The 11,934-nt window shown below is 66.0% G+C and carries 14 protein-coding genes; 13 read left to right on the top strand and 1 reads right to left on the bottom strand.

The annotated features are described in order from the left end of the window. From VNJ47_08735 to VNJ47_08675, 13 genes are all read left to right on the top strand, one after another. Positions 1–235, top strand: a 235-nt coding sequence (locus VNJ47_08735) for a TOBE domain-containing protein (protein HXG28922.1), incomplete at its 5' end; no start/stop codon positions are given. Positions 236–269: 34 nt separating this feature from the next. Continuing rightward, complete coding sequence (locus VNJ47_08730) at positions 270–977, top strand: HAD-IA family hydrolase (GenBank protein ID HXG28921.1); 708 nt, start codon at positions 270–272, stop codon at positions 975–977. Between the two features lie 28 nt (positions 978–1,005). Continuing rightward, positions 1,006–2,310: an FAD-binding oxidoreductase gene (locus tag VNJ47_08725; protein HXG28920.1), complete on the top strand. Its 1,305-nt coding sequence runs from the start codon at positions 1,006–1,008 to the stop codon at positions 2,308–2,310. A gap of 41 nt (positions 2,311–2,351) precedes the next feature. Further along, positions 2,352–3,401, top strand: coding sequence for an ABC transporter substrate-binding protein (locus VNJ47_08720; GenBank protein HXG28919.1), 1,050 nt, complete (start codon positions 2,352–2,354; stop codon positions 3,399–3,401). Positions 3,402–3,552: 151 nt separating this feature from the next. Beyond that, on the top strand, positions 3,553–4,467 hold the full coding sequence (locus VNJ47_08715) for an ABC transporter permease (protein ID HXG28918.1): 915 nt from the start codon (positions 3,553–3,555) through the stop codon (positions 4,465–4,467). Continuing rightward, positions 4,464–5,252: an ABC transporter permease gene (locus tag VNJ47_08710; GenBank protein HXG28917.1), complete on the top strand. Its 789-nt coding sequence runs from the start codon at positions 4,464–4,466 to the stop codon at positions 5,250–5,252. Before VNJ47_08715 ends, VNJ47_08710 begins: the two co-directional genes overlap by 4 nt. Before the next feature lie 108 nt (positions 5,253–5,360). Further along, positions 5,361–6,287 (top strand): glyoxylate/hydroxypyruvate reductase A, encoded by a 927-nt coding sequence (locus tag VNJ47_08705; GenBank protein HXG28916.1) that lies wholly within the window; start codon positions 5,361–5,363, stop codon positions 6,285–6,287. 9 nt (positions 6,288–6,296) lie between these two features. Then, a complete protein-coding gene (locus VNJ47_08700; protein ID HXG28915.1) occupies positions 6,297–7,775 on the top strand; it encodes an NAD-dependent succinate-semialdehyde dehydrogenase in 1,479 nt (492 codons plus the stop codon). Positions 7,776–7,815: 40 nt separating this feature from the next. Beyond that, positions 7,816–8,895, top strand: coding sequence for a tartrate dehydrogenase (locus VNJ47_08695; GenBank protein ID HXG28914.1), 1,080 nt, complete (start codon positions 7,816–7,818; stop codon positions 8,893–8,895). Positions 8,896–9,052: 157 nt separating this feature from the next. Further along, positions 9,053–9,799 carry a sulfite exporter TauE/SafE family protein gene (locus tag VNJ47_08690; protein HXG28913.1) on the top strand — a complete coding sequence of 249 codons (747 nt, stop codon included), beginning with the start codon at positions 9,053–9,055 and terminating at the stop codon, positions 9,797–9,799. Beyond that, complete coding sequence (locus tag VNJ47_08685) at positions 9,796–10,326, top strand: DUF309 domain-containing protein (GenBank protein ID HXG28912.1); 531 nt, start codon at positions 9,796–9,798, stop codon at positions 10,324–10,326. The genes VNJ47_08690 and VNJ47_08685 overlap by 4 nt, the downstream gene beginning before the upstream one ends. A 140-nt stretch (positions 10,327–10,466) precedes the next feature. Further along, complete coding sequence (locus VNJ47_08680; protein HXG28911.1) at positions 10,467–10,973, top strand: hypothetical protein; 507 nt, start codon at positions 10,467–10,469, stop codon at positions 10,971–10,973. A gap of 87 nt (positions 10,974–11,060) precedes the next feature. Further along, positions 11,061–11,252 (top strand): hypothetical protein, encoded by a 192-nt coding sequence (locus VNJ47_08675; protein ID HXG28910.1) that lies wholly within the window; start codon positions 11,061–11,063, stop codon positions 11,250–11,252. 71 nt (positions 11,253–11,323) lie between these two features. On the opposite strand, the gene VNJ47_08670 is transcribed toward VNJ47_08675, so the two are convergent. After that, positions 11,324–11,934, bottom strand: a 611-nt coding sequence (locus VNJ47_08670; protein ID HXG28909.1) for an ABC transporter substrate-binding protein, incomplete at its 5' end; no start/stop codon positions are given.

The following is an 11,934-nucleotide window of genomic DNA, read 5'->3' as shown; positions in this document are numbered from 1 at the left end:
GGGCGTCAACCGCCTGCCCTGCCGCGTCACGGAAATCGTCTACCAGGGGGAGAGCCTGAGAATCTTCGTCACGATGGACGACGGCACCAGCCTCAGTCTCCGTCAGCCCAGCCATCATGCCGCGCGCATGCAGATTCCGCCGGTCGGGGAACGCCTAATGGTCGCCCTGCACCCGGAGGACACCATCGTCGTTCCCAGATCCCAGAGTGATCGGCCGGCGACCACCAACATCTGAACGAGTACTTGCAGACAGGAGCCGTGTGAAGACCATGCAGCTAGACAGTTTCAAGGTTCTTACCTTCGACGTCGTCGGCACCCTGATCGACTTTGAGAGGGGCATTCTGGACTCGGTGCGCCGTCTTGGTGGCGCCGCCGCGCAGGATCTCAGCGACGACGAGATCTTCGAGGCCTACAAGCGCGGTCGCGATGCCCATCCGGGGCGCTCCAGCCAGGCGATGTTCCACGTCTACCGTTCGCTGGCACAGGAACTGGGCCTTCCCGCCGACGAGACCAGGGCGGAGGCCTTTCAGATGGACGCGCTGCGCTGGCCGGCCTTCGAGGATTGCGTCGAGGCGCTCAAGCGGTTGCGCAAGCGCTATCGGCTGGTGGCGATGACCAACGCCGACCGCGTGGCCTTTTCCTGCTACGCCCAGACCCTGGGCGACCCGTTCGACGACAGCGTCACCTACGACGACACCGGGGTTGCCAAGCCGAACCCGCAGTTCTTCGCCTACAACCGTGGCCGCCAGTCGGCGCATGGCTACAAGTTCAACGAAATCCTGCATGTGGCGCAGAGCCAATACCACGACATCGGCGTGGCACGCGAGCTCGGCTACGCGGTCTGCTGGATCGAGCGGCGCCAGGGTCTGAAGGGCTTCGGCGGCACGCCGGTGCCCGCCAAGCTCACCACCCCCGACTTCCATTTCCCGACGCTCGAGGCCCTTGCGGACGCGGTCGACGCCGCGGCGGGCGCCTGACGGACGCCTGAGCGGAGTTCGCCCAGTGATGACCGAGCAGTTTGCACATCCGGCCGCGACATCGCTCTGGGCGAACACGGCCGATCCGCCGCCCCGGCTGCCTCGCCTGTGCGCCGATCTCAGCGCCGACATCGCCATCGTCGGTGGCGGCTACACCGGGTTGTCGGCGGCCCACGCCCTGGCGCAAAGAGGCATCCGCCCCGTCGTGCTGGAGGCCAACGCCATCGGCTGGGGCGCCAGCGGACGCAACGGCGGTGTCGTATCCTTGAAGTTCCGTATCCCTTTTTCTGACATCGCCAAGTCCTATGGCCTGGATACGGCCCGGCGCATGCATCGCATCGGCCATGATGCCGTGGACGTAGTGGAAGAGCTGGTCAGCGAGTTCGACATCAACAGCGCGCAGTTCGAGCGCACCGGCAGTCTGCGTTGCGCGCACACCGCGCGGGCGCGCGCTGCCATCGTGGCCGAGGCCGAGTGGCTGCGCGCCGCGTTGGGCGACAGGTCGATGTCCATCCTGTCCCGGGAGCAGGTGGCCGAGGAGACCGGTTCGCGGGCGTTTGCGGGGGGTGTCCTCACCAGCGGTTCGGGCACGCTCCATCCGCTCAACTATGTCAGGGGCATCGCCGCCGGCCTCGCCGCGCGCGGCGTCGATATCTTCGAGGGTAGCCCGGTGCTGCGCATCAAGCGCGAGCCGAACGGGCTTGTGATCGAGACGCCCGCGGGGACCGTGCGGGCGAAACAAGCGATCATCGCGACCAACGCCTACTCCGACCTGACGCCGGCCACCCGCTATCTCAAGCGCACACTGATACCCTTTCGCAGTGCGATCATCGCCACCGAGCGGCTGCCTGCCGAGCTCGAGCGCAAACTGATGGTCGCCAGGCGCGGCTACAGCGAGACCCGGCGCATGATGCGCTGGTTTCGCAAGGTGGACGGCCGCGTCATCTTCGGCGGCCGGGGCGCCTTCGGCAAGGAGGACGCCCCGTCGGCCTTCACCGCCTTGCAGCGGGCCATGGTGTCGCTGTTTCCCGAGCTCGAGGGCATGCGGATCGCCTTCAAGTGGTCCGGTTACGTGGGCATGACCCTCGATCAGGTGCCGCACGTCGGCCGACTCGACGAGCGGATCTGCTTTGCTGTCGGCTACAACGGCGCCGGCGTGGCCATGGCCAGTCTCTTGGGTCGCTACGCCGCCGCATTTGCGGCTGGCGAAACCCCGGAGGTAGCGCTGCTCGATGCAGCTCGGCTCCAGCCGGTGCCCTGCTATCCGCTGCGCGAGGCCGGCGTGCGCCTGGTCGCAGGTTGGTACCAGTTTCTCGATGCAATCGGGCGCTAAAGTCCCGTGATCGAGTTTTCCATCAGAGGAGAGAGAAGAGTATGAAACGCACCGCTACCACCGTTCTCGGTTCATCACTCGCCGCGTTGTGCGCGCTCGGTAGCAATGCCAGCCTGGCCGCGGGGGAGATCACCTTCGTATCCCAGGGCGGCGCCTATCAGGAAGCGCAGACCGTTGCCATCCTCGACCCGGTGGCGAAGGAGCTGGGCATCACCATTCATCAGGACAGCGCCCCTGACGCCTGGCCGATGATCAAGACTCAGGGCACCACCGGCAAAGTGGTGTGGGACGTCGTCGATACGCCCACCGCCAACTGCATCCGCGGCGGCCAGCAGGGCCTGATCGAAAAGCTCGACTTCAGCAAGATCCCGAATGCCGCCACTCTGCCGGACGGGTACAAGACCCCGTATTCGGTCGCCTACGAGTTCTATTCCAGCGTTCTGGCCTACAACAAGACCAAATACGGCAACAATCCGCCCAACAGTTGGGCCGATTTCTGGAACGTGGACAAGTTTCCGGGCCGCCGTGCGCTGCGCAACCATCCGCTGGGAACCCTGGAGGCTGCCCTGCTGGCCGACGGCGTGCCGAAGGACAAGCTCTACCCTCTCGACGTCGATCGCGCCTTCGGCAAGCTCGAGGAGATCAAACCGCACATCACGGTGTGGTGGACCTCCGGCGGCCAGTCGGCGCAGCTTCTGCACGATGGCGAGGTGGACATGATCATGATGTGGAACGGTCGGGTCAGCGCTGTCGCCAAAGAAGGCGCCGACGTCGCCTTCACCTACAACGACGGCATTCTCCAGAACACGCAGCTCTGCATCCTGAAGAACTCCCCCCATCTGGAGACCGCGTACAAGTTCGTCAACGCGGCCATCGCGCCGCAATACCAGGCCAACCTGCCGCTGCATATCGATTATGGACCGGGTAATCCGGCCGCCTTCGATACCGGCAAGATCCCGCCGCAACGTGCGGCCGAACTGCCCAGCGCGCCACAGAACGCCGCCAAGCAGGCGCTCATGTCCTATGACTGGTGGTCCTCTCCCGAGGGCGAAAAGGCGGAAAAGCGCTGGCTGCAGTTCATGCAGAAGTAATGCCACGCAGCGCATGCCCCGAGCGAGGTCATGCGCTGCGCTCGGGCGCCGTGCGGGGCACCTGCCGCAGTCGCAACGGCCGCCGCCCGGTCCTCTGACAGGTCATGGGCGCGCCGGGGCAAGTCGCAAATTCTGGACAGGATGAGCACCGTTGAAACTCACAGTCGCAGATCCTTCAGCCGTCTATCAGCGCCGCGAGGAAATCACGGTCGCAGATCCTGCGCGCATCTATCAGCGCCGCGAGCAGCGCTTGCTGCTGCTGCTTGCATCGCCGGCACTGTTCGTGATCTTCGTGCTGCTCGTCATTCCCATGGGCTGGCTGTTCTGGCAGTCCATCTACGGCGATGGGTTCACGCTGGAACACTACCGCCGGATCCTGACAGAGGAGGTCTACTGGAGCACCTTTGCCTTGACCTTCAGGATCAGCATCATCGTCACGCTGCTGGCGCTGTTGCTGGGATATCCGGTGGCCTATGTCGCCGCGGCACTGCCGCACCGTTGGGCCATGATCGTCCTGGCGCTGGTCATCCTGCCGTTTTGGACCAGTGTCCTGGTCAGGGCCTACGCGTGGCTCATCCTGCTGCAACGGACGGGCTTGGTGAACCAGTCGCTCATGTCCTTGGGATTGACCGACGCTCCGCTGCCGCTGGTCCACAACGAGCTGGGGACGGTGATCGCGACAGTCCACATCCTCCTGCCGTTCATGGTTCTGCCGCTCTATGCGGCCATGCAGAAGATCCCGCATGAGCTGATGCTGGCCGGAGCCAGCCTCGGCGGCACCCCTCTTCACGTTTTCCTGCGGGTGTTTCTGCCGCTGTCGCTGAGCGGTGTGCTGGCCGGCGCGACGCTGGTCTTTGTCCTATGCCTCGGCTTCTATATCACGCCTGAGCTGATGGGCGGGGGCAAGACCGTCATGGTCTCGATGGTCGTGAGCCGCAACGTGGAGCTCTACAACCAATGGGGAGCGGCGAGCGCTGTGAGCGTCGTCCTGCTCCTGTGCGTGCTGGCGATCTTCTACATCGTCGGTCGCGTGATCTCCCTCGAGCGGATCCTGGGTGCGAAATGACTACGCTTTCACTCAACCGGATCGTCTTCGGCGTCTTTGTCGCGCTGGTGCTGAGTTTTCTGATCCTGCCGGTGCTGGTCATCATCCCGATGTCGTTCTCCGACACACGCTTCCTGACCTTTCCGCCGCCCACCTATTCGCTGCGCTGGTACGAAGCTTTCATCGGCAACCCGGCATGGATGGCTGCCACACGCACCAGCCTGATCGTCTCCATCCTGACGGCGCTGATCGCCACCCCGCTGGGTGTGGCGGCAGCCTACGCGATCCACAATTCCAGCCACTGGAGCATGCGCTACTTGCGGATCGTGCTGATGCTGCCGCTGATAGTCCCGATCATCATCGTCGCGGTCGGCGTCTTCTTCATCTATGCGCAGGTCGGCCTTCTCGCCACGCTTCCCGGCCTTGTGCTGGCCGACGTGATGCTGGGGCTGCCCTACGTGGTTACGGCGGTTACCGCCGGCCTGCAAGGCTTCGACCAGACGCAGGAGATGGTGGCGCGCAGCCTGGGCATGAACCGGCTGCGCAGCTTCCTGACGGTCACGCTGCCGCAGATCAAGCCAAGTGTCATCTCCGGGGCGATCTTCGCCTTCATCCAGGCCCTGGACGAGACCATCGTCGCGCTCTTCATCTCCGGTGGCCAGAACCAGACCTTGACCAAGCGGATGTTCACTGCCTTGCGAGACGAGATCGATCCGACCATCGCCGCGATCAGCACCCTGCTGACGGCCGCATCCTTCGCCCTGGTCATGCTGATGGCCCTCAGCCGCAGGAAGGCCCCGCAATGAGCATGTCAGCGCCGGTGCGCCGGACCGCCAATGCCGACGACGGCCGCGCGCATCGCTACGCGCGCCCGCGCCAGGCGCTGGGTTAGGCGGTAGGGCGCAGGAGAAGCCATGGCCTTCCTGTACAAGGCAGATCCCGAGCGCGGCGCAGAGTGGGCGCGCCTGTTCGCCGAGCGAGCGCCGGATCTGCCTTTCCGCATCTGGCCCGACATCGGCGATCCGGCCGAGGTGCGCTATCTCGGGGTCTGGGAACCGCCGCAGCGCCTCGCCGAGACTTTCCCGAACCTGGAGATCGTCTTCTCGCTCGGCGCGGGCGTCGATCAGCTCGAGCTCACGGCCATTCCCGAGCACATCCCCGTCGTCCGTATGGTGGAGCCCGGCATCACCGACACCATGGCCGAGTATGTGACGCTCATGGTGCTGGCCTTGCATCGGGATCTCATCACCTATATCGGCCAGCAGCGCGCCCGGCAATGGCAGCCCGTGCGCGTCAGACCCGCGGCACAGCGCTGCGTCGGTATCCTGGGGCTCGGCGCGCTGGGCGGTGCCGTCGCGCGGCGGCTGACGGCCATCGGATTCCCCTGTCTCGGCTGGAGCCGGTCGCGCCGCGCTATCGCGGGTGTCACCTGTTATGCCGGTGCTGCGGAGCTTCCCGTCTTCCTGCACGGCTGCCAGATCCTGGTGTGTCTGCTGCCGCTGACAGCGGAAACGCGGGGCTTTCTCGATCGCGCTCTGTTCGCGCAGCTTCCCCCCGGTGCCGCTCTGGTGAATGTGGGACGCGGCGCGCATCTGGTAGCCCAGGACTTGCTCGATGCCCTCGACAGCGGTCACCTGTCGGGGGCCGTCCTCGACGTCACTGAACCGGAGCCGCTGCCTGCCGAGCACCCCTTTTGGACACACCCCCGCATTCTGCTGACCCCGCACATCGCAAGCATGACCCAGCCCGAATCCGCAGTTGAAGTCGTGCTCGACAACATTCGCAAGCATTGCGCCGGCACCCCGATGACGGGCGTCGTCAATCGCCGGCGCGGTTATTGAGGATAAAGCATGAGCCTTGACACGATCCGAGACCAAAGCCTGTTCACTGAAAGAGCCTACATCGGCGGCGAGTGGATCGGCGCGGCATCGGGCGCCACGCTCGAGGTCACCGATCCCGCTACCGGTGCGCTGCTGGGAACGGTTCCCGACTGCGGCGCGACCGAGACCGCGGCGGCGATCGGTGCTGCGGAGCAGGCCTTCGCCCGCTGGCGAGAAACAACCGCTGCCGAACGCGCCGCCTGCCTCGAGCGCTGGCACCGTCTGATTCTCGACAACATCGACGATCTGGCGGCGATCATGACCGCGGAGCAGGGCAAACCCCTCGCCGAGGCCGCCGGCGAGATCCGCTACGGCGCCTCGTTCGTGAAATGGTTTGCCGAAGAAGCGCTACGCATCGGCGGCCATACCATTCCCGCCCCCGACGCCAATCGGCGCCTGCTCGTGATGAAAGAACCCATCGGGGTGGCGGCGGCCATCACGCCGTGGAACTTTCCCAATGCCATGATCACCCGCAAATGCGCGCCCGCTCTCGCCGCTGGCTGTACCGTGGTGGTCAAGCCGTCGGAGTTGACGCCCTATTCGGCGCTCGCCCTCGCGGTCCTGGCCGAGCGGGCCGGCATTCCGCAAGGCGTTTTGAACATCGTCACCGGCCGGCCCGAGGCGATCGGCACGACCCTGACCTCCAGCCCGGTGGTCCGCAAGCTTTCCTTTACGGGGTCGACCCGAGTAGGCGCGTTGTTGATGCGCGACTGCGCCGGCACGATCAAGAACCTGAGCCTCGAGCTGGGTGGCAATGCGCCCCTGATCGTCTTCGATGACGCCGATCTCGACACCGCGGTGGCCGGTGCGCTCGCCAGCAAGTTCCGCAACGCCGGGCAGACCTGTGTGTGCGCCAATCGCATTCTGGTGCAGGACGGTATCTACGATGCCTTCGCCGACCGCCTCGTCGCCGCAGTCGAGAAGATGACCGTGGGCGATGGCCGGACACCGGGTATCAGTATCGGCCCCCTCATCAACCGTCAGGCCGTTGCCAAGGTCAACGCCCATGTCGACGATGCGCTGGCGAAAGGCGCCAAGGCGCTGACGCGACCGCTGGCAGACCTCGACCCGTCGCGGTTCGTCGCGCCGACCGTCCTGGCCGATGCCACGCCGGACATGCTCGTGGCCCATGAGGAGACCTTCGGCCCCGTCGCGCCGCTGTTCCGCTTCGGGGCAGAGGCCGAGGCCATCGAACTCGCCAACGCCACGCCCTATGGTCTTGCCGCCTATTTCTTCACCGAGAACCTGCACCGCTCCTGGCGGGTCGCCGAGCGGCTCCAGTTCGGCATGGTGGGCTTGAATACCGGGCTGATCTCCATGGCGGTCGCCCCGTTCGGCGGTGTCAAGCAGTCCGGTCTGGGCCGGGAAGGCGGTCAGATGGGGATCGAGGAATATCTCGAGACCAAGACCTTCCACATCGGCGGCCTGCGCCTGGATGAGCCGGCCTGAGGCAGCCCGTCAACATTTCTTTCTGCGAGGATTACCCATCATGACAGGACGCAGCTATAGGATCGCCGTGATCCCCGGTGACGGCATCGGCAAGGAGGTCGTGCCCTGGGGCATCCATGTGCTGGAGACCGCGGCCAAGCGCTTCGGCTTTACGCTCACCCAGCAGTGGCACGACTTCGCCTGCTGTGACTATTACGTCAAGCATGGCCGAATGATGCCGGAGGACTGGAAGGAGCAGATCGGTAACCCGCACGCCATCTTCTTCGGTGCCGTGGGCTGGCCGGAGACGGTACCGGATCATGTCTCGCTCTGGGGTTCGCTCCTGCAGTTTCGCCGGGAATACGATCAGTACGTCAACCTGCGCCCGGTGCGCCTGATGCCGGGCGTCCCCTGCCCGCTTGCCGGACGGGAAGCGGGGAGCATCGACTTCTGGGTCGTGCGCGAGAACACGGAAGGCGAATATTCCTCGGTCGGCGGGCGCTTCTTCGAGGGCACCGAGCGCGAGACGGTGATCCAGGAAACCATCATGACCCGGCACGGTGTCGATCGTATCCTGCGGTTCGCCTTCGAGCTCGCCGCCCAACGGCCGCGCAAGCGGCTGACCTCGGCGACCAAGTCCAATGGCATCGCCATTACCATGCCGTACTGGGACGAGCGGGTGAAAGCGATGGCGGCACGTTTTCCCGAGGTGCAGTGGGACCAATACCACATCGACATTCTGGCGGCGCATTTCGTCCTGCACCCCGACTGGTTCGATGTCGTGGTGGCATCCAATCTGTTCGGGGATATCTTGTCCGACCTCGGGCCGGCGTGCACCGGGACCATCGGCATCGCGCCGTCCGGCAATATCAACCCGTCGCGGGAATACCCGTCGCTGTTCGAACCGGTGCACGGCTCAGCCCCGGACATCACCGGTCAGGGTGTGGCCAACCCCATCGGCCAGATCTGGTCGGGCGCGATGCTGCTGGAGCACCTGGGCGAGCACCAGGCGGCCACCGCCATCGTCGCGGCGATCGAGCAGACCCTGGCGGAGCCGCGCCTGCGCACGCGGGATCTGAAAGGTCCGGCCGACACCGCGACCTGCGCCCGGGCCATCGCCGATGCCGTGTCGTCCGCGTAATGGCACTGAACGGAGAAATCCGACCTGCTGCCATAGACGCTGCCCCTTGCCTGTCTGGATGAGGGCGTTGAGCGCGTAGCGCTCCTGCCCGGGCCGGGTCGAGGCCAGCGCCTGCGCTAGACTGTCGCCTCGTGCCATACCCGCAGGAGCCCCCGCCATGCCTTTCGACACCACCGGCTGGATCGTCGCCGCCAGCGCCGTGCTCTTGACCGGCATCTCCAAGGCCGGCCTCGGCGGCGCCCTGGGCGGGTTCGCGGTGCCGTTCATGAGCCTATGGTTGTCGCCGCGCGATGCGGCGGCGGTGATGCTACCCATCCTGGTGCTGATGGACGTCGTCGGCATCCGCGCCTGGCGCGGGCAGTGGTCGGGGGCAGAGCTGCGTGCACTGGTGCCGGCGGCGCTCACCGGTATTGCCCTCGGCACGCTCGCTTTCGGCGTGTTGTCCGAGCGCGCGGTCAAGGGCGCCGTCGGCATGATTGCGGTTCTGTTCGCGCTGGATCGCCTGCTGCGCCGCTCACGCCCGCAGAACGCGGCGTGCACGCCGAGTCGCAGTGCCTGGTTGTGGGGCGCCGCCTCGGGCTTTACCAGCACACTCGCGCACGCGGGCGGGCCACCGCTGCTGATGTATCTGCTGAACCGCGGCCTGCCCCGGACCACTTTCGTCGCCACTTCGGTGGCGTATTTCGCCATGATCAACGCGGCGAAGCTGCCGTTCTATCTCGGCCTCGGACTGTTCACGCACCAGACGCTGCTGCTGTCGGCGCTGCTCGCGCCACTGGTGCCGCTCGGCGTATGGCTGGGTCTGCGCCTGCTGCGGCACATCCCCGAGCGCCCGTTCTACGTCGGTGTGACCGCGCTGCTGGGCCTGTCCGGGCTGAAGCTGATCTGGGATGCACTGGGATGAGGTCGCCGATGGCGCTGCACCGCCTGGCGCCGGAACTGCCGCTGCCGCCCTACGCCTACGTGCCCGGCGGGCCGCATCCGCATCCGACCCGTGATCCGGCGGGGCACAGCTACGGCCGCCTCAGGCCGGCCGGCGAGCCGCTGGACCCCGCGCACTGGGAGGCTTGCCGGCTCTATCGCTATGGGCTCGACCTGTTCAACCACGGCTACTATTGGGAGGCGCACGAGGCCTGGGAGGTCCTCTGGCACGCCTGCGGTCGGTGCGGGGTCAGCGCAGACTTCCTCAAGGCGCTGATCGCCCTGGCAGCCGCCGGCGTGAAGAGGCGGGAGGGCAGGGCGCGGGGCGCGCAGCGCCACGCGCAACGGGCCGAAGCGCTGTTGGATAGCGTGGCCCAGCGGCTCGGCCCGGGTGCGCTCCATTACCTGGGGCTGGAGCTCGGGGCGCTCACCGAGGCCGCTCGCCGCCTGGTCGCCGGAGAGTCCGTTACGGCGCAGCCCCTGACGCCCTGCCGCTCTAGCCGAGGGTGACACTGGCGCGCGCCCTTCTATTGTTATGTCATTTTCGGCTGCTAGCATTTCTTATTGTGTCGCCAGGGACAGGCGTTAACCACCAAGAGGGTCCTCCTTGAGCCCCGTAAAGAGGGTCAATCCCCAGCAGAGATGAGGACATGGAGAAGCGAGGCAACATGTTGGTCGAAACTTGCCTGAATGCTCACCAGCAGTGGTGTGACCAGTGGCTGGCGTTGAGTCGATGGCTCGAACAGCTCGTAGAGCCTGACAGCGGGGGTGCGCTGAGCCTGCTCGAACTCGTCAACGACCAGACCGCCGGGCTGCTCGCAACCCAGCGGACGTGGCTGCAAGCATGGGCCAGCACGTGGACTGGCGGCGGCGCTTTTCAATGCCTGCTCGCTTGGCACTACCAATTGATCGCGCAGCAGGCCAAGCTGCACAACGCGTTGTTCGAAGCGCGGCGACACACTGCCCGGAGCCTTCTCTATTGGGCCAAGCGAGACGAAGCCGCCTTGCAGGCGTTTGACGCCCTGCAACAGGTCTATCAGCAGACCCTGGCCCTCGCCACGCCAGTCACCACCGCCGAATCCGAGGTCGCGCCTGGCGCCAGCCCCATTCCCCAGCGGGGTAAAGCCGCCAAAGCGCCGCGGACAAAGGCGGGATAGTGCTACACCACTCGCTGACGACGCGCAGCCCCTCCCGACGCAGAGAGGGGCTGCGAACGGGACGGCATCGCATCGATGACGGAGGCCATGAGCATGACGGATTGCATTTTTGAGTTGGTCTTGTGGGATAGCGTCACCGGGCAAGAGGTCAAGGAATACATTCTCGCCCGCGACGACGAGGATGCGTATGACGGGCTGACCCATTGGCTGGACCGTGAACGGTACGAAATCTTGCGCTGCTCCCCGTTGCCCGGCTTGCTGTGCGAGTCTGTACGGTGAGCGCGCCAGTTCATACCAGGCGCGATTGATCAGTCCGCGCAGGACGGGACTGACTTTCAAAGCAACCGCTATCAACGCTCCGCCGCCAGGGCCTCCCGCCACTGGCGCAGGAAGCGGCGCCGCTTGGCCTGGTCCAGGTACACCAGCAGCCCCGGCCCGATCTGGATCGGGCGCAGCGCCGGTCCCAGCTCCTCGCGCAGAGCGGCGGCGGTGAACGCTCCCTGTACCCAGGGATGGATGGCGTACAGTCCGGCCTGGTCGGCGATGATGCGCTGGCCCTCCTCGCCCAGCAGGAAATCCATGAACTCCCGGGCCAGATCCGGCTCGCGCGCGCCGCGCGGGATCAGCGCCAGGCGCGACATGGCCAGGGTGTAGTCGCGCGGCAGCACGATACCGAGTTCGGGATGGCGGATGGCGGCGGCCACGGCATAGGAGCCGAGCAGGTTGTAGCCGAGCAGGAAGCGGCCTTCGGCGATGCGCTCGAGGATGGGCGCGGTATTGGCGTAGAGCTGCACCCGGGCCGCGCCGAGGCGCCGCACCAGGCTCCAGAATTGCGGCGACTGCTGGGCGTCCTGGGTGGCGAGCAGGAAGCCCACGCCGCTGCGTTCGGGATCGTAGGTGGCGATGCGGCCGCGGTAGCGCTCGTCCTGCCGTTGCAGCAGATGGATCAGCTCTTGGCGGG

The organism is Nevskiales bacterium (assembly GCA_035574475.1).
GTDB lineage: Bacteria > Pseudomonadota > Gammaproteobacteria > Nevskiales > DATLYR01 > DATLYR01.
Note: the sequence above shows the minus strand (reverse complement) of the source record. Positions and strands in the feature narration are given on the sequence as shown.